The sequence below is a fragment of the Cytobacillus sp. FSL W8-0315 genome (genome assembly GCF_038002905.1).
In the GTDB taxonomy this organism is placed as follows: domain Bacteria; phylum Bacillota; class Bacilli; order Bacillales; family Cytobacillaceae; genus Cytobacillus; species Cytobacillus pseudoceanisediminis.
In genome coordinates this window covers 64,066-84,891 of the sequence record NZ_JBBOOC010000003.1, presented here as the reverse complement: position 1 = coordinate 84,891, position 20,826 = coordinate 64,066, and the positions used below count along the sequence as shown (strand labels likewise).

General features: G+C 44.3%; 22 protein-coding genes and 1 other annotated feature. Of the genes, 11 read left to right on the top strand and 11 right to left on the bottom strand.

All coding sequences use genetic code 11. The features are described 5' to 3' along the window. Positions 1-90 precede the first annotated feature (90 nt). The gene (locus MKY20_RS26205; RefSeq protein WP_251156779.1) at positions 91-1,131 is read left to right on the top strand and encodes a lactonase family protein; all 1,041 of its coding nucleotides are present in this window, start codon (positions 91-93) and stop codon (positions 1,129-1,131) included. A gap of 110 nt (positions 1,132-1,241) precedes the next feature. Here the strand turns inward: MKY20_RS26205 and MKY20_RS26200 are convergent, their stop codons facing one another. From MKY20_RS26200 to MKY20_RS26170, 7 genes are all read right to left on the bottom strand, one after another. Beyond that, on the bottom strand, positions 1,242-2,237 hold the full coding sequence (locus MKY20_RS26200) for a zinc-binding dehydrogenase (RefSeq protein WP_019382609.1): 996 nt from the start codon (positions 2,235-2,237) through the stop codon (positions 1,242-1,244). A gap of 78 nt (positions 2,238-2,315) precedes the next feature. After that, positions 2,316-3,572, bottom strand: coding sequence for a tyrosine--tRNA ligase (gene tyrS, locus MKY20_RS26195; RefSeq protein WP_019382610.1), 1,257 nt, complete (start codon positions 3,570-3,572; stop codon positions 2,316-2,318). A gap of 48 nt (positions 3,573-3,620) precedes the next feature. Then, positions 3,621-3,828 (bottom strand) — a binding site (T-box leader). A gap of 133 nt (positions 3,829-3,961) precedes the next feature. Then, positions 3,962-4,702 (bottom strand): type I methionyl aminopeptidase, encoded by a 741-nt coding sequence (map, locus tag MKY20_RS26190; RefSeq protein WP_009335026.1) that lies wholly within the window; start codon positions 4,700-4,702, stop codon positions 3,962-3,964. Between the two features lie 58 nt (positions 4,703-4,760). Continuing rightward, the gene (locus MKY20_RS26185) at positions 4,761-5,327 is read right to left on the bottom strand and encodes a hypothetical protein (RefSeq protein WP_019382611.1); all 567 of its coding nucleotides are present in this window, start codon (positions 5,325-5,327) and stop codon (positions 4,761-4,763) included. Between the two features lie 17 nt (positions 5,328-5,344). Continuing rightward, complete coding sequence (locus tag MKY20_RS26180) at positions 5,345-5,977, bottom strand: NUDIX hydrolase (protein WP_009335028.1); 633 nt, start codon at positions 5,975-5,977, stop codon at positions 5,345-5,347. After that, positions 5,978-6,799, bottom strand: a complete 822-nt coding sequence (locus tag MKY20_RS26175) for a DUF2268 domain-containing putative Zn-dependent protease (RefSeq protein ID WP_009335029.1) — start codon at positions 6,797-6,799, stop codon at positions 5,978-5,980. A 58-nt stretch (positions 6,800-6,857) separates the two neighbouring features. Then, positions 6,858-7,268: a GNAT family N-acetyltransferase gene (locus MKY20_RS26170; RefSeq protein WP_019382613.1), complete on the bottom strand. Its 411-nt coding sequence runs from the start codon at positions 7,266-7,268 to the stop codon at positions 6,858-6,860. Between the two features lie 188 nt (positions 7,269-7,456). Between MKY20_RS26170 and MKY20_RS26165 the strand changes: the two genes are divergently transcribed. The 5 genes from MKY20_RS26165 to MKY20_RS26145 all read left to right on the top strand — a co-directional run bounded on the left by MKY20_RS26165 (position 7,457) and on the right by MKY20_RS26145 (position 12,872). Then, complete coding sequence (locus MKY20_RS26165) at positions 7,457-9,226, top strand: sensor histidine kinase (protein WP_009335031.1); 1,770 nt, start codon at positions 7,457-7,459, stop codon at positions 9,224-9,226. Then, positions 9,195-9,926, top strand: coding sequence for a LytR/AlgR family response regulator transcription factor (locus tag MKY20_RS26160; RefSeq protein ID WP_009335032.1), 732 nt, complete (start codon positions 9,195-9,197; stop codon positions 9,924-9,926). The genes MKY20_RS26165 and MKY20_RS26160 overlap by 32 nt, the downstream gene beginning before the upstream one ends. A 369-nt stretch (positions 9,927-10,295) precedes the next feature. Continuing rightward, a complete protein-coding gene (locus MKY20_RS26155) occupies positions 10,296-11,747 on the top strand; it encodes a carbon starvation CstA family protein (RefSeq protein ID WP_019382615.1) in 1,452 nt (483 codons plus the stop codon). Continuing rightward, the gene (locus tag MKY20_RS26150) at positions 11,747-11,893 is read left to right on the top strand and encodes a hypothetical protein (RefSeq protein WP_019382616.1); all 147 of its coding nucleotides are present in this window, start codon (positions 11,747-11,749) and stop codon (positions 11,891-11,893) included. The genes MKY20_RS26155 and MKY20_RS26150 overlap by 1 nt, the downstream gene beginning before the upstream one ends. A gap of 58 nt (positions 11,894-11,951) precedes the next feature. Beyond that, positions 11,952-12,872, top strand: coding sequence for a ketopantoate reductase family protein (locus tag MKY20_RS26145; RefSeq protein WP_019382617.1), 921 nt, complete (start codon positions 11,952-11,954; stop codon positions 12,870-12,872). A gap of 42 nt (positions 12,873-12,914) precedes the next feature. Here the strand turns inward: MKY20_RS26145 and MKY20_RS26140 are convergent, their stop codons facing one another. After that, a complete protein-coding gene (locus tag MKY20_RS26140) occupies positions 12,915-14,741 on the bottom strand; it encodes a M6 family metalloprotease domain-containing protein (RefSeq protein ID WP_009335035.1) in 1,827 nt (608 codons plus the stop codon). A gap of 217 nt (positions 14,742-14,958) precedes the next feature. Between MKY20_RS26140 and MKY20_RS26135 the strand changes: the two genes are divergently transcribed. From MKY20_RS26135 to MKY20_RS26125, 3 genes are read left to right on the top strand one after another with little or no spacing between them, the layout of a single operon-like run. Next, positions 14,959-15,147, top strand: a complete 189-nt coding sequence (locus MKY20_RS26135) for a hypothetical protein (protein WP_009335036.1) — start codon at positions 14,959-14,961, stop codon at positions 15,145-15,147. Next, a complete protein-coding gene (locus MKY20_RS26130) occupies positions 15,147-15,341 on the top strand; it encodes a YwbE family protein (RefSeq protein ID WP_009335037.1) in 195 nt (64 codons plus the stop codon). The genes MKY20_RS26135 and MKY20_RS26130 overlap by 1 nt, the downstream gene beginning before the upstream one ends. Positions 15,342-15,389: 48 nt before the next feature. Then, on the top strand, positions 15,390-16,643 hold the full coding sequence (locus tag MKY20_RS26125) for an ATP-binding protein (protein ID WP_009335038.1): 1,254 nt from the start codon (positions 15,390-15,392) through the stop codon (positions 16,641-16,643). A gap of 59 nt (positions 16,644-16,702) precedes the next feature. On the opposite strand, the gene MKY20_RS26120 is transcribed toward MKY20_RS26125, so the two are convergent. Further along, entirely contained in the window at positions 16,703-17,311 is a 609-nt protein-coding gene (locus MKY20_RS26120; RefSeq protein ID WP_009335039.1) for an exonuclease domain-containing protein, read from the bottom strand. A gap of 70 nt (positions 17,312-17,381) precedes the next feature. Further along, positions 17,382-17,606, bottom strand: a complete 225-nt coding sequence (locus MKY20_RS26115) for a hypothetical protein (RefSeq protein ID WP_009335040.1) — start codon at positions 17,604-17,606, stop codon at positions 17,382-17,384. A 114-nt stretch (positions 17,607-17,720) separates the two neighbouring features. On the opposite strand from MKY20_RS26115, the gene MKY20_RS26110 reads away from it, so the two are divergent. Both MKY20_RS26110 and MKY20_RS26105 read left to right on the top strand, forming a co-directional pair. Then, positions 17,721-18,464 carry a DUF3784 domain-containing protein gene (locus MKY20_RS26110; protein WP_061791934.1) on the top strand — a complete coding sequence of 248 codons (744 nt, stop codon included), beginning with the start codon at positions 17,721-17,723 and terminating at the stop codon, positions 18,462-18,464. Positions 18,465-18,548: 84 nt separating this feature from the next. Beyond that, on the top strand, positions 18,549-19,505 hold the full coding sequence (locus MKY20_RS26105; protein ID WP_009335042.1) for a calcium/sodium antiporter: 957 nt from the start codon (positions 18,549-18,551) through the stop codon (positions 19,503-19,505). A gap of 34 nt (positions 19,506-19,539) precedes the next feature. Here the strand turns inward: MKY20_RS26105 and MKY20_RS26100 are convergent, their stop codons facing one another. Then, entirely contained in the window at positions 19,540-20,763 is a 1,224-nt protein-coding gene (locus tag MKY20_RS26100; RefSeq protein ID WP_009335043.1) for an MFS transporter, read from the bottom strand. Between the last annotated feature and the right edge of the window lie 63 nt (positions 20,764-20,826).

Below are 20,826 nucleotides of genomic sequence, written 5' to 3'. Positions count from 1 at the left end.
TTTGTCGATTGTAAATTTCCTCTTCCTTTTGTTTGAACCGCTATGTATGATAGAGTAATTTTAGAAGAAAGCATTTAAAGGAGGCTTCATATGGCCAAGTACAGAGGATACATAGGAACATACACAAAGGGTGAAAGTGAAGGGATTTATTCATTTGTTCTGGATGCAGAAGCAGGCAGAATTTCCGATGTGAAAACGGCAGCAAAACTGGATAATCCCACTTATTTAACAATCAGCCAGGATAATCAATTTTTATACTCGGTTGCCAAGGAAGGCGAATCCGGCGGAGTAGCTGCCTATCGTTTGGACAGCAGCGGTTCACTTGAGAAAATCAACAGCCAGGTGGCAGATGGCTCTCCTCCTTGCCACGTCAGTGTCGATACATCTGTCCGAAATGTTTTCAGTGCAAACTACCATAAAGGGACAGTGGAGTCCTACTTAACAAATGAAGACGGCTCTCTAAACCCTGCCGTTTCGGTAATTGAACATAGCGGATCCGGACCTGACAGCAGGCAGGAAAAACCGCATACTCACTATGCAGGACTTACTCCGGACGAAAAATATTTAGTTGCAGTTGACCTGGGAACGGACCAGGTGATTACGTATGAAGTGAATGATGGAATTCTGAAGGAAAAAAGCATCCTGTCTGTAAAGCCGGGCTGCGGTCCGAGACACCTTGTGTTCCACCCAAATGGAAGGTACGCCTATGTAATGACTGAGTTTAGCTCAGAGGTTCTTTTGCTTCAGTACCATGAGGATGGAAGCTTAGTTCAAAAGCAGGCTATTTCCACGATTCCGGAAGGTTTTACGGAAAATAACCAGGGAAGCGCCATTCATATTTCTTCAGACGGCCGCTTCATTTATGCCGGCAACCGCGGACACGACAGCATTGCGGTGTTCTCCGTCAATCCGGATAATGGAGAGCTTGCTTTTGTGGAGCATACCTCCACAGAAGGAAACTGGCCGCGCGACTTTGTGCTTGATCCAACCGAGAATTTTGTGATTGGCTCCAACCAGAATTCCAGCAATATTGTTTTGTATTCCCGTGATGAGAATACCGGGAAGCTTTCATTACTTCAATCTGATGTTATGGTTCCGGATCCGGTTTGTGTGAAGTTTTTACATGTGTAAGAAAAGCGAAAGAGCCTTGCCCGCCCCCGGCACCTCGAGGGGGCAGGCTCTGGAGCTAGACAGGAAGAAACAGGGTGAGACACTGCTTTTCGCAGAATCTCACCCCTTTTTTATACACTAATTTTAAAAGCAATCTTCCCCCATTGTTCTGCGTTATCGAGTCTGTCAAAAGCTTTCTCGAATTCTTCCAGCGGAAGCGCCTGATCCAATACCGGCCTGATTTGATGCTTTTCAATAAACTGGAGCATTTCATGGTATTCCTCCGCGCTGCCCATTGTTGAGCCAAGCAGGTTTTGCTGGGCATAAAAAAGGCTGCGGAGATTTAGTTCCAGCTGATCTCCTGTGGAGGAGCCAAATGTTACGATGGTGCCGCCATTACGCAGGATTTCGAGCGATTTATTGAATGTCGCAGGGCCAACTGATTCAATGACAAGATCCACTTTTTCCCCGCCAAGGACTCCATTCCAGTCTTCACTGCTGTTCAGGGCTTTATCCGCACCGAGTTCAAGTGCTCTCTGACATTTTTCCTCCGAACGGGAAGCTGCGTAAACGGTTGCTCCCGCTGCTTTTGCAAATTGCATTAAGAAGGTTGCAACTCCTCCTCCAATCCCTGGAATGAACACCTTCATGCCTGACTGAAGCTTTCCTCTTGTGAACAATGCTCTGTAGGCGGTTAGTGCAGACAGGGATAGGACGCCCGCTTCCTCCCAGGTTAAATACGCCGGCTTGGGTGCTGTGTTTTCAGCAGGAATGGTGATATATTCGGCGAATGTGCCATGAAACGGCAAGCCGACGATTTCAAAGCCTGCTGGCGGTGCATCGCTCTTTTCCTTCCATCCCAGTCCGGGATTGATGATGACCTCATCACCTGGCTTCACGTGTGTAACGCCTTCTCCGACTGAGTCTATGACTCCCGCTCCGTCTGAACCGATGACAAGCGCAGGATCTTCTGGCTTGTGGCGGTTCAGGACAAATAAATCACGATGATTCAAGCCTGCCGTTTTTAATTTCACCCTCACCTCGCCGTTACCCGGATCGGACTTTTCCAGTTCACCATAAGATAATCCCGCGCGGCCTGCTACTCCTTCATGAATGATCGCTTTCATTTCCTTCACCTGCTTTTCTTTAAAAATTTCGTCTATTCTATCATATCTTGAAAGTGCCAGGAGGAAAAAGCGATATGCCTACTTTGCACTGCTAAGCCTTAGTTTCACAAATTTTCTTTTGCCTGCCTGCAGAACTAATCCGTCTGTGATTTTCACGAGCATCTGAACATCGCCGACTTTCTGTCCGTTTAAACGGATGCCGCCGCCCGCAATCATTTTTCTGGCTTCCGTTTTGGAGGAAAGCAGGCCGAGGCCGGCAAGCAGGTCTGTAATGAGGACTTCACCTTCACCCTTCCATTCGGCTTCCGGGATCTCATCCGGCATGGCTCCCTTTTGGAAAATAGTTTTGAAATGCAGTTCGGCTTTATCGGCTTCACCTGTGCCATGGTACATGCGGACGATTGTTTTACCTAAAAGCATTTTGGCGTCACGCGGATGAAGTGTGCCGTTTTCGAGCCCCTCTGCGATTTGCTGTTTTTCTTTTACTGGCAGATCTGTTGCGAGATTGAAGTATTTTGGAATCAGCTCATCCGGGATGGACATGGTTTTGCCGTACATATTATTGGGATCTTCATCGACACCAATGTAATTGTTTTTTGATTTGGACATTTTCTCTTTGCCATCCAGGCCTTCAAGGAGCGGCATCAGGATGACCACCTGCTTTTCTTTTTGGAAATGCTCCTGCAGATGGCGTCCCATCAGGACATTGAAGTGCTGATCATTCCCGCCAAGCTCGATATCGCTTTCGAGTACAACCGAGTCATATCCCTGCATCAGCGGGTAGAAAAATTCATGAAGAGAGATCGGTTTGCCTGTGGACAGGCGCTCTGAAAAGTCATTGCGTTCCAGCAGGCGGGCAACTGTTATGCTGGCAGACAGGCGGATGACGTCTTCAAGCTGGAGATCCGAAAGCCATGCTGAGTTGTAGTGAAGATCGACCTTATTCATGTCCAGCACTTTGCTGAATTGCTCGAAGTATGTTTTGGCATTACGTTTCACCTCTTCATCGGTGAGCTGGTTTCGGGCTGCGGATTTGCCTGTCGGGTCGCCAATTTTTCCGGTAAAATCGCCAATAATCAGCTGGATGATATGGCCATTGTCCTGGAACTGCTTTAGTTTATTCAGCACAACCGTATGGCCGATATGGACATCCGGTGCAGAAGGATCAAGCCCCAGCTTAATTTTTAAAGGCTGGTTTTGAAAAATGGACTTGGCTATTTTATTCTTTAGCTCTGCTTCAGGCAGAATATCCTGGACACCATTGCGGTATACCTCCAGCTGCCTCTCTGTTTCGTGTTTTTGCTGGGCTGTTAATTTTCCAAAAAAATCCCCCATGTCCCCCATCCTTTCTATTATCGGAATACAAAAAACCACGCCCCTAAAGAAAGGGACGTGGCTAACGCGGTACCACCCTTTTTGAAGATTGCTCTTCCACTCAGCGGATTAACGGCCCGTGCCGTTCCCTGCTACTCCTGTTCACAGAGAAAGTTCAAGAAGGTAATTCACTGTTATCTTTGTGCTGATTTTCACCAGGCATCAGCTCTCTAAAACAGGGAGATAAGCAGCTACTTGTTTCTGTCATTACGTTTAAATTTGAAATTTTTATTATTTTAGCGGAATGGAGGACATTGTTCAAGTGTTTTTTCTCAAGCAATATTAGATGAAGGTTTTTCAACCGTAATACTATATAAAAACCAGGAACATGCAATGCCCCTGGTCCATGGTTATTTCGTTAAGATAATCGGTCCTTCTTTTGTGATGACAACGGTGTGTTCACATTGAGCGACATGGCTTTTGTTAGGTGTAACGAACGTCCAGCCGTCGCTCATTTCCCTTACTTCTTCATCACCGCTTGAGATAAAAGGCTCAAAGGCAACAACCATGCCTTCTCTTAACAGCTGTTTATCCCATGGATCAAAATAGTTCAGGATATGGTCCGGCTTTTCATGAAGGGAGCGGCCGACACCGTGTCCAGTCAGATTCATGATAACGTTGAATCCATTGTTTTTGGCAACCTTGTGAACTGTCTTTCCGACAAGGCTCAGCTTGCCGCCCGGCTTTAATTTTTTCAGTCCTTCATCGAATGCCTCCTGAGCCGCATCACATAATTTTTGCAGTTTCTCGTCTTCACCAACGACAAATGATAGGCCTGTGTCTGCGAAGTAGCCATCTTTTGATCCTGAAACATCAATATTTACAAGATCGCCCTCTTTAATCACCCGGCTTCCAGGAATGCCATGGGCCACTTCTTCATTCACGCTTATGCATGTGAAGCCTGGAAAATCGTATTCTCCTTTAGGGCCTGAAATCGCTCCGTGCTTTTCAAAAAGCTCTCCGGCTAAGTCATCAAGCTCCTTGGTTGTTACACCTGGCTTAGTTTTTTCAATCATCTCATCGCGGATCTCCGCGACAATTCTGCCGATTTCCTTCAGTTTTGCTAATTCTTCTTCATTTTTTACAATCATAAGAATCCTGCCTTTTCAATAGTTGTTATTTCTCTATTATAATCTAAATGTGGCGTGCTTAATAAGATTTCGCCTTTTCTGTTGCTAAAAACCTAATAATCAACAGGAAAGTGATAAGGCCTGTTAAGGAAAACAGCAATGCTTCGAGCAGATGTCCTCCATCATTATTAGATTCTGCACGACTTGGTGTTCTTGCTTCACCGCTCAGTATTTTTCCGTAAAAACCCTCATGACCTGATAAAATTCTGCCATCCTGCACTTGGACCATTCCATTGGGACCGGCAACGGGAACAAGAAAGCGGGCTTCCTTTGTTTTCTCCAAAAATAACAGGAACTTGCCTCCATCCTGCTGATATTCCTCAGCCCATCCTTTATCGTAAACATCAATGCCTGCCGTGATGGTTTCTGTTGCTTTTCCTTTATATACTTTCTCGACTTGAAACTGCCTTCCGTAAAAATTCCCCTTGCTTGATTTTTGTTTGCTTTTAAAATTATATGTTCCCAGCACAATAACTTGTGAGCGGGATTCGACCATTTCGGGATTAAGTTCAAGCCATTTTGTTGCGAATGATGATGAACCCCCTGCCAGCAAAAGCGCAAAAAGTATGAAGAACACCTTTCTCATTGTCTTCTTCCCTTCAATCATACCTTTGATTGAACAATCTGTTCACGCATCGAATGCAGCACACGCTTATAATAGTAATCCTGATGCGGGACAAAGTCCGTTTTCCTTACATTTATGGAGTTGGGGATTCTTATGCCATTATCCACCTGGAATCCTTCTGCCTCAATGAGTTCTTTTCCGCCAAACCACAGTCCATAAAACTCCTCCATTGCAATCTGGTATATCCCAGTAACCTCTTCAGGCTGCGGGCTAAACTCTTCTAAGGAATAATTGCTGTGATACAGGAAAACGTGGGCCAGTTCTTTGTCGATAAAATTTTCTTTCTCTGCTATGTAATCAATGACGCCCAGTGGCACCAAGTCCGCAAAATCAACATGAATCCCCAGTTCTTCCTCCACTTCTCTCATGCCGTCCATGACAGATTCATGGCTTAAGAGGTGGCCAGCAGCAGTTATATCCAAAAGGCCAGGGTAATCCTTTTTCTCCTTGCTGCGGTATTGAAAATAAATATAATCCTGATCTTTTTCCCTGCTGACGAACCAGCAATGGAACGTTTCATGCCAGTGGCCTTGTTTATGGACCTCTTTACGAGATGCGACACCGATTTGTTTTCGGTTATCATCAAATATATTCAGAAGTTCTGTTTCCAATTAAATGGCCTCCTTGATTATATAGCTATTAAATATTTCATGCGGGTCTGCCTGATATAAATCCCGATACCTCTCAATCTTCTCCTGCTCCGCATAATGCCTTACCATTTTATAAGCAAAAGAATAGCCGGCAAATACCGGGATTCCCATCTCTTTATTGCCAAAACAGATTTTGCTTTTTAAGACATCGTCTGCTGTACTCAGGTTTTGCCGGGCAATTTCTATATAATTCTGCTCGATTTCCTCAGTAAATTCCTTCTTCCACCAGCGTTTATCCTTATAAAGCGAAAGACTGAAATACTCGGCGCCCCCCTCCATTTTATACCAGTCCGCGAGAGTAAAGGTTTCCAATGTAAGATTGTAGATCGGATTTTCAGGGGAAGCATGATGGAGCTCATGGGCAATCATATAGTTTAAAAAGTCGGTGTCCGGCTGTGGGGGAATAGCTATAATGATGGTATCTGGACCTATTGTGTAGCCATTTGTCCACATGGATTGATCAAAACTCTGAAACCATGGGAAAGGAAGTGCTGGAACGATTGTTATGGTTAGGCTTTCAAAGTGAAGATGGCTCTCAGCTTCTTTGCACGTTTCTTCAACGATCGCTTCGATTTCCTTAGGATTCCAGCTGTATTTAAGAGCCTCCGCTTCTGGCAAAGCTGCAAATGCAAATAGCTGAAATCTTTTGGCGAGCTGTTCCCAGTCCTGCATCCAGGATTTCCTGCCGATTAAGGGACTGATCTGAGATTGAAGGAAGCCCTTTAGGTTTATCCGGTTTTCAATTAGTTCTTCAGGTGTAATTTGATTGAGGGTGTACTTCATAGAAAGTCCTCCTTATTAGAGGTAAGCAGAAGGGATACTCATCTTCCGCCATCCCCTGTCACTGCTTTCCTGATTGGTTCTGATAATTCCGCTGCACCATTCCGGATGATTTAATCATTCCGAACTTTTCATAAAACGGCTGTAATTCAGGGTCACACATAATATCGATCATATAAATACCGTCCAGCTCTTCCAGCATGCGGGTGACCAGCTTTTGACCGATTCCCTGCTGCTGATAATCAGGCAGTACTTCAAGCAGCGGAATGTAGGCTGATAGCACTCCATCGCTGATTGCTGTGATGAACCCAACCACTGCATGTTTATCACGGTCAATGGCAAGCACGATTTTCGTGCTGTTTTTTAGAAGCTTCAGATGCTTTTCAGGGCTCGGCGGATTTTGCCACCCATCAAAAAAACCGTCCAGCATATCTGCTGATATTCCTTCTGGATCCACTGCATATTTGATCATTTTATCAGCTCCAATTTCTATCAGAAAGAAGCATCCAAAAATCCTCCTGACCTTTTAATCAATTAATTTTCGACAAATATGCAGGAAAAGCCTGTACATTTTTTTGAAAAATTCAAACGGGTTATTTTTCATTTACTCTTTAATCCATTAGAATAATGTTAACTAACTTGGTTAAAGGGGTTCTGAGGATGCTGGAACTGCTGATTACGATGCTGGAGCGGCTTGGAATCATTGTCACCATTGCGCTGATTCTGACAAGGTTCCGCTTTTTCAGAGAGATGATTTATGGCGAAAGATTAAAACGGCAGCAGGAGTATAAAGCCATTCTTTTTTTCGGCTTCTTTGGCATCATTGGAACCTATTCAGGGCTGGCCTTCAATACGGACACACTGCAGTTTAACCGCTGGGCATCCGAACTTGCTACAGATGAAGCCATTGCCAATTCCAGGGTGATCGGGGTTGTGCTCGCCGGATTGCTTGGCGGTCCTAAAGTAGGAGTTGGGGCAGGAATTATAGCAGGATTCCACCGATTTACGCTTGGCGGCTTTACCGGGATTGCCTGCGGTTTGGCGTCGATAGTGGCGGGGCTACTTGCCGGATTTTTCCGCCGGAAAAATGAACATGTGAAGCTATCGTCGGCATTCTTCATCGGTGCTACGGCTGAAGCCGTACAGATGCTGATTATTCTCGGTATGTCACGGCCTATAGAAAAAGCGGTTGCGCTAGTCGAAATGATTGGAATTCCCATGATTATAGCAAATGGTCTTGGCAGTGCCCTATTTTTACTGATCATAAAAAATGTCATAAACGAAGAAGAAAAAGCAGGAGCTTTTCATGCACAGAAAACACTTCGGATTGCTGACCAGACGCTTGCACACCTTCGTGAAGGGATTAATCATAAGTCCGCACTGGCAGTCTGCCTGATTTTACATAAGGAACTCCAGATGAAAGCAGTTGCAATCACCAATCACACCGAAATCCTTGCCCATGTCGGCCTTGGAAATGACCACCACCGCTCCGGAAGCCCGATCCAGACCCAGATAACACGGGATGTCATTCAAAACGGGGAAATTGTGGTTGCCAATGACCAGACCATTCACTGCCGGCAGGAAAACTGTCCTCTTGGCGCAGCCATTGTCGCTCCTTTAAAGCTGCGCGGCGAAACCATCGGAACGCTGAAGTTTTACTTCACTTCGGAAAAAGAAATGACTAATCTCGTGATGGAGCTAATTTCCGGGCTAAGTGTACTGCTCAGCAATCAGCTCGAAATCGCTGAGGCTGATAAAGCCTACCAGCTGGCAAAGGAAGCTGAAATTAAAGCACTGCAGGCGCAAATATCACCGCATTTTTTATTTAATTCATTAAATACGATTATTTCCCTTGTGCGGATCGAGCCTGCCCAGGCAAGGAAATTGCTCGTTTCCTTATCTCATTTTCTGCGGCAAAATCTGACGGCCACAACAGTCAGCTGTACGACCCTTGAACAGGAGCTCAGACATGTAAAGGCCTATCTGTCAATTGAAGAAACCCGGTTTGTGGATCGGCTCGAAGTTATATACGACATTGATGAAGATGCCCTTTTGGAAAGAATCCCGCCGCTCACTCTGCAGCCGATTGTGGAAAATGCCGTAAAGCATGGGATTAAGAACAAGGAACAGGACTGTATCATTATGATCAAAATTCAGAAACAGGATGGAATGACGTTAGTAAAAGTGAAGGATAATGGACAGGGAATGAGCCGGGAAAGAGCCGAACAGCTCGGCAAAGAAACCCTGCAGTCAGAATCGGGCTCCGGACTTGCATTGTACAATGTAAACCGCCGGCTGACCATGATGTTTGGTGAGGAAGCTTCGCTGCAAATTGCCAGCACTCCAGGCTTCGGCACTGACATACAATTCGCCATTCCGCAAACGGAGGAAAAAACTGATGGAAAAAACGATCCGAATTTTAATCGCTGATGACGAACGATACAGCAGAGATGAATTAAAGCATTTACTCGAGGAGTTTCCTGCTATCCAGGTTGTCGGCGAGGCTGAATCTGGCGAAGCGGCCGTGATGAAAGCCATCCAGCTTCAGCCGGACGTCGTTTTCCTTGATGTGGAGATGCCCAGGATGAACGGGATGGAAGCTGCCAAATCATTGCAGGAGCTAAAAAAGGTGCCGCTCATTATCTTTGCAACCGCCTACCCGCAGTTTGCTGCTGAAGCCTTCCGCTATGAAGCAACCGATTATTTACTGAAGCCCTACGACGAGGAGCAGCTCGAACAGACCATCAGGCGAGTGGAAAAATTGATTGGTGCCAAAAAAGAAAATGACACCAGCAAGCCCGCCGGCAAGCTGGCTGTTGAAGAAGATGGGGAAATACTTTACTTGGAGCCAAAAGAAATCCTCTATATCTACCGGGATGAAAAAGTATCCAGAATTATAACCAGAACCGGTGAGCATGAAACTAAAACCCCGCTGAAAGATTTGGAGAGCCGGCTGCTTCCCTTTAGCTTTTTCCGGATTCATAAAAGCTATCTGGTGAATCTGGATTATGTCACACGACTCACCCCCTGGTTCAACGGGGCATACCAGCTTGAGATGGAAGGCCGGGAAGAACTTCTGTCTGTGAGCCGGAACTATGTGAAGGCACTGCGGGTGCGATTGGAATTGTGAAAATGCATCGGTGACGGTGCCTTTTTGTTTTTTGTGGGGGGAAGTTTTTGAGGGGGATTGCAGTGATTCAGAGATTGATTGCTTTTCTGAGGGGGGTTCTGAAATCGGGTTTGGGCTCTTTTATTGGGAATTGCGCCAAAATCGATGGGGATTGCACTCTCCAAATCGCTTTGGCACTATATATTTAGTTTAACTGGACTGCTAACCACTAAATATAACGAATTTTCTATACATTCCCACCCTTCGATGCATGTTAATCCCCCATCACTGCATTTTAATCTTTGTTTTTTACATGTTGGACACAAATTGTTCAAATTTCCTTCTCTTCTTATATAATTAATGTAAACGCATTCATAAAGGGGGATAATGATGATTACTTTTTTAGTCTGTATTGCACTTTTAATTATTGGTTATTTTACGTACGGCAAGTTTGTTGAAAAAGTATTCGGTGTGAAGGAGGCACGGACGACTCCGGCCTACACGCATGCTGACGGTGTGGACTATATCGCAATGAGCACACCAAAGAACTCGTTGATTCAGCTATTGAATATTGCAGGTACTGGTCCGATTTTCGGCCCGATTATGGGAGCGCTTTACGGACCTGTAGCCTTTATCTGGATCGTGGTCGGCTGTATTTTTGCCGGTGCCGTTCATGATTATTTAACTGGAATGATTTCGATCCGCAACCGCGGCGCGCATTTGCCTGAGCTTGCGAGCAAGTTCCTCGGGAAAGTCATGAAGCATGTTGTGAACGCTTTCGCCGTTCTTCTTCTGTTATTGGTTGGTACGGTGTTTGTTACAACTCCGGCTGATCTGCTTTATGTGGTAATGGATCAAAAAATCTCACTAACTCTAATCATTGCTGCAATTTTCATCTATTATATTTTGGCGACTTTGCTGCCTGTTGATAAAATCATCGGACGCCTGTACCCATACTTTGGCGCATTGCTTTTAATCAGCGCACTTGGCGTAGGTATTGGTTTAGTGGCAACTGGTGCCGATATTCCGGAAATTTCTCTGCAGAATTTCCATCCGGCTAACGCACCTATTTTCCCATTGCTGTTTTTCACTATCACTTGCGGTGCTCTTTCCGGTTTCCATGCAACACAGACGCCGATTATTTCCCGTACAACTCAGAATGAAAATCAGGGACGCAAGATTTTCTATGGCATGATGATTGCAGAAGGTGTTATCGCCATGATCTGGGCTGCTGCCGCGATGAGCTTATTCGATGGTTATAACGGATTAAGTGATTTCCTTGCTAACGGAGGTCCTGGTGCTGTGGTAAGCGAAGCTTCTACCTTAATGCTTGGGGCAATCGGCGGAACACTTGCGATTCTTGGTGTCGTGGTCCTTCCGATCACTTCCGGAGATACAGCTTTCCGAAGTGCACGTATGATTATTGCTGACTATATTAACTTCTCCCAGAAGAAAATTTCCAGCCGTTTGTGGATCGCTATCCCATTGTTTGCTCTTTCTTTGGCACTTACGCAAATCGACTTTAACATTTTATGGAGATACTTCAGCTGGGCTAACCAATCAACTGCGGTTATCGCGCTGTTTGTCGGTGCCATGTACTTGTATATCGCGAAGAAAAATTACTGGATTTCCCTTATACCTGGAATCTTCATGCTGTTAATGGTCCTAACGTATATCTTTAATGCGCAAATCGGGTTCGGTTTATCAATGAATGCTTCATGGATTGGCGGAGCCATCGGTACCGTCATTCTAGTGGCACTATTCTTCTCCGCTGCTAAAAAGGCTCGGGCGAATAACCTGCCGCTGGAAGAAGATATTTCCGGCTGGAAGAAATCCGCTTAATGGGCTGCTGCAGTCCAAAATACCGTGAAACGGTAAATGAGGAAGAGAAGAAAGTAAACGAAAAAGGGACAGATTCTCTTCCTCTCCTTGCCAAATTGATTTTTGGTGCAATATTTGTAATCGGATTATTCTACTATTTAACTTAGCAAAAGTGCACGTTCATGCGTGCACTTTTCCATTTAACCTAAGGAGGCACAAAAAAAAATGAGAATATTAGTTATCGGAGCCGGCGCCATTGGCGGCTATTTTGGCGGAAGACTTTTGGAAAAAGGCGAGGATGTTACTTTTTTGGTAAGGGAGAAACGAAAGCAGCAGCTTGAGAAATACGGGCTTCTGGCGGAAAGTGTGCATGGGGATATGACTTTTCCTGAGCCGAAAACGATCCAGGCCGGAGAAAAGGCAGATGCATTCGATGTCATCCTGCTCTCTACAAAAGCCTATCATCTTGAGGGAGCTATAGAGGATATCCGTCCCTTCACAGGCGATAGTACCTTGATTCTTCCTCTCTTAAATGGAATCGCACATATGGATCAACTAACAGCCGCTTTTGGGGCAGCGAACGTTCTTGGCGGTCTTTGCTTTATTGAAACCACTCTTGGTGAAAATGGGAAAGTGATTCAGACAAGCCCGGTCCATGACTTTGTTTTTGGGGAACGATCCGGTGAAAAAACAGAGCGGATCCTGAAGCTTCAAGAGGCATTTTCAGGTACAAAAGCAAACTTCCGCCTATCCGAAAATATCGAACAGGAGATGTGGCATAAGTACCTCTTTATCTCCACACTTTCTGGTGTCACTTCCCTGTTCCGTTCACCCATCGGGCCGATTCGAGATCAGGCATTCGGATTAAATACCGTTAAAATAGTTTTGAAGGAAGCATCTGCTATTATGAGGGGCTTGGATGCTCCGCTGGCTGATGGGATTGAAGATGCGCAGGTGCAAAAAATAAACGAAATGGGCTATGAAATGAAATCCTCCCTGCAGCGCGATATGGAAAAGCAGCAGGCTATCGAAGCCGATCATTTCTTTGGATATTTGCTGAAAAAAGCTGAGCTGCTGGATTTGGATGCTCCTGTTATCGGTGCGATTTATGCTAACTTAAAAGTTTATGAAAAAAATAGTCTTTAAACCAAAATCCGAGCAGGCCAACCCGCTCGGATTTTTAGTTTATTATTTTTTGCTGCTGTTTGTATTATAGTAGAATTTCGCCGTGATGGATCCATCGGCATTTTCTTTAATGTCAGTTACATGGATTCCGGAATCAGCCGGCGTTGAGCTATAGCCCTTCCAGAAGTAGTAAGAACCAGTGTGAACATTTCCGGATACAGGTGTGATTTTCCCTCCGGTTTTGAAGAAATCTCCTGCATCACCGCGGTTTAGATTTTTCTCCAAGTCATACTTGCCATCAGCCTGAAGAACAGATAAACCGTAGTGAGTTACAACTGTACCATCACTTGCTGTTTCAGATTGGTTGTACTGGAAGCGTTTGTTCATCCAGTTTTCCACGTTGTTTGGACGGAAGCCGGCAGTCTGGTACAGGTTGATGATGTTCTCATCTACGTGCCATGCCATTAACCCTTTAGAATCTGCCCCCTGGCGAATTAAGCCTTTGTTAAAGCCATCCTGCTGAACGTTTTCAAATAGGAAGTATTCAGTGCCATTAGAGCCCGGCACTTCCATTTTGACGATGCCGTTATCAGCAGTTGCTTTATTGATCGCCGGAAGCGTGATTTCTTTCACGCCATCTTCAGGCTTTACTTCAATTGGATTTACCCACCCCAAGAATATCTTAGAGAACGGATCAAAGTGCGTTGGAGAGTTTCCTGCATAAGCTGCAGCATCCGGATAGCGCATCCAGGAGCCGCCTGCCATCATTGAGTAGTTTCCTACACCTTCAGAGCTGTAAACCGTATCATAGAAATCAGGCAATCCTAGCGCATGTCCAAATTCATGAGCGTAAACCCCGGTTTGTGCAGGGAATGGACCCGTTTTTGCTTCTTCTTTGTAGGTATTAGTAGCTGCATCGAAACCGGCAACGTTTCCGCCGATGCCTGGCTGAATGTTGTAGTTATTGACTACTACTCCGTCATAGGTCATATCTTCTGCAACTGTTTTATTAATCCATTCATTTTGAGACATGCCAGCATGTACATCTGCAGGTTTGCCAGTTTCATAGTATTTCCCATAATATAAAGCACTTAGCAGGCTCCACTTATGTGACCAGAACTGTGCCGGGTCACGGCTGAATTCAGCTCCTGTACCTTCATGAATGACGAAGATATTAGGCACTTCCCCATTCTCAGCATACTTCGAGAAGTCAACCTGCTCGTCTGCCGCTTTCAGCAAGTCACGGATGAATTCGCCTGTATGGGCATCCCCATTCACATTGCCATTAACGTATGTACCATTTTCAGCATATTTACCTTCCTGATCCAAGTAGTATGAAGCACCTTTAGGCATCTCTACCCATACAAATTCGGTGTTTTCCTTGCGGACCAGGTTGGTTTTTCCATAGCTGGATTCTTTATAAGCATTTTGCATCGTGCGGTCCTTTGGAACATTCTCACCATCATATTTCTGGAATTGAGGAAGCTCATAAGGATTATACTCTGTTCCAAAAATTAAATCCTCATAATACTCAGCTGGAACTTGTCCAGGCATATCACCGACCGGCTCATCACCATCCGAATACTTTGCCAGAAGAACAAGAACCGGTATATCTCCTGTTGCTGCTTTATACGCCACATGATTGTCACCAGGCTGCTGGAACTTTGCTCCTGCCTTTGCTGCTTTCTCAGCCGGATCGACCTTTGATAGATCGATTCCCAATTCCTTTGCTTTTGCAGCAAGCTCCGGCGACGCACCTACATGATGGGCAAGACTGATTTGATATTTACTTTCCTGCTTTGCCTGAGTATCTGCCGGTCCCGCTCCTGCAAAAACGGCACTTCCTGCTAAAGCAAGGGATAAAGCTGAAGTGGATAGAACTTTTAACATTTGACTCACTCCCTATAATCTGTTTCTGTAATCTAAATAGTACAAAATATTCAGTATTTTCAAAATAGGAACAAAGGATGGTTTATAAGATTTCTCGTGGTCTAAAAGACTTATTTTTCTGAAAAGTTACAGGTAAAAAGATTATTTCTCTGTGAAATTTCCTTTAACTGTTTAATGATTTATAATAGAGGGATATGTAGATAAAGGAGACTCTAACATGACTCATATAGAAGACAATAATCGAAAAAAAATCAGCTTAAAAGAAGCAATGAAACAGCAGCTTATGAATAAAAAACAAGAGCAGGCAGGCGGAAAGTTCAATAATACTCCGGTTAAATCGGCGAAAGCATTGAAAAGCCAGCAGACAAAGAAGACCAATAACCAGCGGAAACGGACGGGTGTATAATGGAAGGGCAGAATCGCGCTGCAATCGCGCCTGGGTTAAAAGTAAAAATTGTTCTTAAAAAGGATCAGCGGACAGGTGTGCTGACAGAAGGAATAGTGAAAGACATTCTAACAAAGTCACCTTCTCACCCGCACGGTATAAAAGTGAGACTCGAAGATGGACAGGTTGGCCGGGTAAAACAAATTTTACGTTAATAGGGACAGTTCCCTTACACTAGATTTGGTTATACTGGGAGGAGACTATTGGTTACACTGATCAAGCCTTTACTGGTAAACATTACAATACTTTTTTCATTTACGTTTAACGGGAATTTGTTTTTTCCATATCAGACAAAGACCCCTCTTACCCTTAAACAAAAATTGATTTACGGACTTCTCGGCTCATTCGGAGCACTTTTATGCATGTTTTATCCTATTGAAACGCTGGGGGAAACCCATTTTGATTTGCGCATGGTCGCCATCATGATCGTGACGCTGTATACAGGATGGCTTCCCGGCTCTATTGTGATGCTGAGTACCGTCATTACCCGCTATTTAATAGGCGGACAGTTCATTTATATTGGAATTTTGGTTTCCATTCTGGCATTTGTGATTACCCTTTCCCTAAGACGAGTGTTTCTTAATTCCAGCCATCGGGTAGTGACTGGTTCTTTTATTCTGTTCTTTTATTTTTACTTATATATATCCATCATTGCCACAGCCGTCATTTTTCTTGATACATTCTTTTACCTGACTTACTTCGTTGCGTTTTACCTGACATTTATTGCACTTATTTTTGTCATCGAAAATCTTTTCAAAACGAATAAACAGATCAGTGAAATGATGTATATGGATAAGCTGACAATGGTCGGCCAGCTGGCAGCTTCCATCGCACATGAAATCAGAAATCCTTTATCCACTGTGAGGGGCTTCATTCAATATTTGAGCCAGGATACGTCGGATGAGAGCTTAAAAAAGTTCTCCCCGCTCATTATTGAGGAATTGGATCGTACAAACAGCATCATTACAAACTATTTAAAAGTCTCAAAGCCCGAGCAGTTCCATCTGGCTAATGTCCCCCTGCATGACGTGATTCAGGATTGCGTACTGCTCATGAGACCCCTTGCTTCTTATGCCAATGTGGTGATTGAATACGCGGATAAAGGGCCTTTTTATGTGCAGGGAGATGAACACCACCTAAAACAGGCCATCATGAATGTGATCAAGAATGGTATAGAATCAGTCCCGGAAAAGGGAAGGATTCAAATTTTCACCTCTGCTGATTATTTTCACAACACGGTTGAAATAACCATTTCAGACAACGGCCGGGGCATGACATCCGAGCAATTAGAGAATATCGGACTGCCTTTTTATACAACAAAGACGAAGGGAACTGGACTTGGCAGCATGGTTACGAACAAAATCATCCGTGAAATGCAAGGAACGATAGAATATGACAGCGATATTGGCAAGGGAACGACAGTGAAAATCATACTGCCCCTGCTGAAGAGTGAATAAGGAAAGAAAAATTGCCAAAAAAAAGAGTGCCTGAGTGCACTCTTTTGCTGTATTGCCTTTTAACCAAGCCGGCCCTGAATCGCAGGCTGGTATTTTCTCATCGGACCTTTTGCCAGAACATCACGCATATAGAAATCCCCGGCAGGATTTGTTTTTTTCAGCAGTTCTAAGAGGTATGTAATATCATCCATAGCCCTATGCGTCTGGCTTTCTGCAATCTGATGGGACTGAAGGAGCGTCAGCAGCTTGCTGTCTGTAAAACCATATTCCTTCCATGGGACACTTCTCATTGTGCAATACCATTTTAATTCGTTGATGTCTTCAGGATACATCCGGTATAAAAAGCTGCGGTCAAAGGATGCATTATGAGCGAAAACGGAATCGGCATGAAAGAAATATTTTTTTATTTTGATATCATCAAAGCATTTACCGCTGACAGCTTCATAAGGAATTCCGTGAACTCTAAAAGCGCGGCTGTAATTGTTTTTGGCCGATTTGCTTATGGGCTCCCGCAGGAATGCAGCTTTATCCTTAATATCAAGGATCTCCCCTGTATCCGCACGGTAGGAAAACAGCTTTAATGCCAGTTCGATGATTTCATCGGAATTTGGTCCAAGTCCCGTCGTCTCCACATCCAGCAGCAGCCCCATCTTTTCCTTGTTTCTCATGGCCAGCCTCCTCTATTCATTTTAAATTAAGCATATAATAGAGGAGTGCTGAATGCCAGCGGAACCGCTCTTAGATCTTTTTATCGTTCTTTAATCGGTCCACATAGTCGGCATGATAATTCTGATGCATATATTCCCGGTTTTTCATGGAATAGAAATATCCTGTGGAAAGAGACAGAAATGCGAACAGAAACCCTACCCCAAAGCCGAAGGTATGATAGCCCATAACAATGCTGACAACGGTAGTGAGCAAAAGTACCAGCAATATATAAAATAAAATATTTTTGCTTTTCAAGGATGTTCCTCCCCTTATTTCAATACATTTTTTAAAAGATACTGTCTTATTATTATACCAAATACGAAACAAAACGGCGGTTTTCTCCGTAAGAATAGTAAGGAGGTTTTTCCCATGATCGGACTTGTCATTACACAAATTGCCGTGATCGCGCTCTTCCTGATTCTCGGGTGGGCTGTAAGATTCAAAAAGGCTTACTGGCTCATTTCCGGATTCGCATCGCGGCCCGAAGAAGAGAAAGAATCATTAATAGAAAACAGGTATCCGCAAAAAATCGGAAGCCTGCTTATAGGCACCGCTATCGGAATGCTGGTGCTCCTGCCTCTCTCGTTTACCGAATTCAGATTCGCAGCCGAAGCGCAATTCGGCTTCATGCTGGTCATATTGCTTGGCGGACTCGTCTACTTATCCAGATATGAAGTGCCGGCCAAAAGAAAACGCAGTTATATAATTGCCAGCATTCTCTTCATTGTAACGTTTGGCCCTATCGTTTATCTGACCGTCTCCAGTCATAAAGGCTATGAAATGGCATTAGAGGAGGATTCATTTGAAATCTCCGGGATGTACGGAGATAAGTGGGATTATCGGGATATTCAGTCCGTACAATTATTGGAGGAGATGCCTGAAGTAACCTGGAAACAAAATGGTATCGGCCTCCCTACTCTTGCACAGGGACATTTCAAAGTGACTGGCTATGGCAGCAGCCTATTATTCATCCAAAAAGAGCATACGCCCATTCTATACATTGAGGTCAAAGATGAGCAGATATTTGTTAACAGCAAAGATTCCTCAGAAACTCAGATCTGGTATGAGGAGCTCAAAAAAGAAGCGGAAAAACAAACGAAGCCGCCGGCATAACATTCCGGTGGCTTTTAGTTGAAGATTTACTAAATACAATCCATAATTGGATAATCATAGTAATTATAGGAGGTGCTTCGAAAAGTGTCATATTTACTTCTGATCATAGGATTTGCCCTTTTAATAGCAGGGGCAAACTTCTTTGTGGATGGCGCTTCAAAAATTGCCGGGTTTCTCAAGATTTCTCCGCTGCTGGTCGGGCTGACAATCGTTGCGTTTGGAACAAGTTCGCCTGAAGCCACAGTCAGCATTCTGGCAGCGCTCGATGGCAATGCCGATGTGGCTATCGGGAATGTCGTCGGCAGTAATATTTTTAACATCACACTGGTTGTCGGCATTACCGCCATGATTTTTCCCCTGAAAGTGGAGAGCACCACCATCCGCAAGGAGATTCCATTCACTTTGCTTGCCACTGCCGCACTTATGATTTTCATTAGTGATACATATCTGGACTCAATCGGCAGCAATGTGGTTTCACGCAGTGATGGCCTTGTTTTGCTGCTGATTTTTGCTGTATTCATGTACTATTTATTTGAAGTGGCCCGGGAAAGCCGAAGCAGTACCCATGCTGATCCTATAAAAACAAGCGCTGGACAATGGACGAAGCAAAGCCTTTTGACGATTGCCGGATTGGCTGCCATTATTTTTGGCGGTGATTTGGTAGTCAGAAGCAGTACAGAGATTGCTTACTCTTTGGGAATGAGTGAAACATTGGTTGGCTTAACGATTGTTGCCATCGGAACCTCTCTGCCGGAACTGGTGACCTCTGTCGCCGCAGCCATAAAAAAAGAAAGTGAAATCGCTCTTGGAAATATTGTTGGGAGCAATATCTTTAACATCCTGTTTGTCCTCGGGGCTTCAGCCGCCATATCACCGCTCCCTGTGGACCCTAAGATATTCGTCGATATTACGATATTAATTTTAATCACATTTGTGCTCCTCATCTTCTCAAGAAGCCATTATGCTGTAGGAAAATATGAGGGCGGCTTTCTCGCAGCCTCTTACATTATGTATTTGATTTATATCATTATGAGGAATTAATGCCCGCGCCGGTCCAATTGGGCCGGCGTTTCTTTTAAGAGGAGGTTGTTTCTGAAAAATACTGCTGCTTCCCCGGCTTCAGCAGCTGCCGGCAGACATAAAGAGAAAGGATTAAATTCAGGACTGCTAAAATGACAATCGTATAACGGAGCGGAAACAGATCTCCGAGAACACCGATTCCAAAGAGCAGGATAATCTGAGCAAAGCTTTGGATGACACCGATCACACTTGTCATTCTGCCCATAATTTCCACAGGCACATTATTCTGATAAAAGGTTTGGTATCCCGCACTTGAGAAAGCATTAAAAATGCCCAGTACAGTGAATCCCATGACCACCAGCATAAAGGAGTCTGCCAATGCATAAATCAGATAACCCGCTGCGGTCAAAAGCATGCCATAGCCCATGAGCTGTTTGATGCTAAGCATTCTTGAAACGATGGTGATAAAGAGAGCTCCCAGCGCAAAACCAATCCCGCTGATGCTGACAAGGAAACTATAATCCGCTTCTGTCAGCCCCACAACATCCTGGATAAACACAACTTCTTGGGAATCCATTGCGAGCGAGAACAAACCGAATGCCAGAAAACACCCGTAAACAGAAATGATAAAAACCTCTCTCCCGGCAAACATGATAACCTGCTTCCAATCATCCCGGAGCGTTTCATAGGCTGATGTTTGTACAGAAGGGGACTTTAAATCTTTATCCATATCTGGAAGCACCCAGATGATGACAGCTGAAAAGACAAAGGAAGCCGCATTTAAATAGATGGCAGTTTCGATGGTTCCAATCAGAAATAATCCGCCTGCGATGGCTGGCCCCACGATAAAAGCGCCTGAGGTAACAAGACTGTTGATGGAGTTGAACCTTTTTCTGCTTTCAATTGGAACCAGCTTGGCTATATACGTTGCGGAAGCCGGCATAAATAGAGCCTTCGCCATACTGATTAGAAAGAGGACTGCATAAATGAAGCCAATGCTTCCGAGAAATGGTATCAGAGCTACACCCATGGCTCTGGCCAAGTCCGTCCAAATCATAATGCTCTTTTTATTTTTCCGATCTATCAAGCCTCCGCTCCATGAATTGGTTAAAACGGAAGTGACTGGACCTATGATCCATAATCCTGCTACAGCAGCTGCTGATCCGGTCATGTCATAGACAATCAAATTAATAGCAATCAGGTAAATAAAATCTCCCAGTCTGGATATTCCAATCCCTGTCAGCAGAAAGGACGCCATTTTCCAATTAAATATTTTCATAGATCACCTTTATGTATTTATAATATTCTTAATTATCACTATATCATAAAAAAAGCCCTGGAG

Bases quoted from the DNA above. Each gene is read 5' to 3' on its own strand.
- MKY20_RS26205 (WP_251156779.1), top strand. From the start codon at position 91: ATGGCCAAGTACAGAGGATACATAGGAACATACACAAAGGGTGAAAGT.
- MKY20_RS26200 (WP_019382609.1), bottom strand. From the start codon at position 2,237: ATGAAAGCGATCATTCATGAAGGAGTAGCAGGCCGCGCGGGATTATCT.
- tyrS (WP_019382610.1), bottom strand. From the start codon at position 3,572: ATGGGGGATTTTTTTGGAAAATTAACAGCCCAGCAAAAACACGAAACA.
- map (WP_009335026.1), bottom strand. From the start codon at position 4,702: ATGATTGTAAAAAATGAAGAAGAATTAGCAAAACTGAAGGAAATCGGC.
- MKY20_RS26185 (WP_019382611.1), bottom strand. From the start codon at position 5,327: ATGAGAAAGGTGTTCTTCATACTTTTTGCGCTTTTGCTGGCAGGGGGT.
- MKY20_RS26175 (WP_009335029.1), bottom strand. From the start codon at position 6,799: ATGAAGTACACCCTCAATCAAATTACACCTGAAGAACTAATTGAAAAC.
- MKY20_RS26170 (WP_019382613.1), bottom strand. From the start codon at position 7,268: ATGATCAAATATGCAGTGGATCCAGAAGGAATATCAGCAGATATGCTG.
- MKY20_RS26165 (WP_009335031.1), top strand. From the start codon at position 7,457: ATGCTGGAACTGCTGATTACGATGCTGGAGCGGCTTGGAATCATTGTC.
- MKY20_RS26160 (WP_009335032.1), top strand. From the start codon at position 9,195: ATGGAAAAAACGATCCGAATTTTAATCGCTGATGACGAACGATACAGC.
- MKY20_RS26155 (WP_019382615.1), top strand. From the start codon at position 10,296: ATGATTACTTTTTTAGTCTGTATTGCACTTTTAATTATTGGTTATTTT.
- MKY20_RS26150 (WP_019382616.1), top strand. From the start codon at position 11,747: ATGGGCTGCTGCAGTCCAAAATACCGTGAAACGGTAAATGAGGAAGAG.
- MKY20_RS26145 (WP_019382617.1), top strand. From the start codon at position 11,952: ATGAGAATATTAGTTATCGGAGCCGGCGCCATTGGCGGCTATTTTGGC.
- MKY20_RS26140 (WP_009335035.1), bottom strand. From the start codon at position 14,741: ATGTTAAAAGTTCTATCCACTTCAGCTTTATCCCTTGCTTTAGCAGGA.
- MKY20_RS26135 (WP_009335036.1), top strand. From the start codon at position 14,959: ATGACTCATATAGAAGACAATAATCGAAAAAAAATCAGCTTAAAAGAA.
- MKY20_RS26130 (WP_009335037.1), top strand. From the start codon at position 15,147: ATGGAAGGGCAGAATCGCGCTGCAATCGCGCCTGGGTTAAAAGTAAAA.
- MKY20_RS26120 (WP_009335039.1), bottom strand. From the start codon at position 17,311: ATGAGAAACAAGGAAAAGATGGGGCTGCTGCTGGATGTGGAGACGACG.
- MKY20_RS26110 (WP_061791934.1), top strand. From the start codon at position 17,721: ATGATCGGACTTGTCATTACACAAATTGCCGTGATCGCGCTCTTCCTG.
- MKY20_RS26100 (WP_009335043.1), bottom strand. From the start codon at position 20,763: ATGAAAATATTTAATTGGAAAATGGCGTCCTTTCTGCTGACAGGGATT.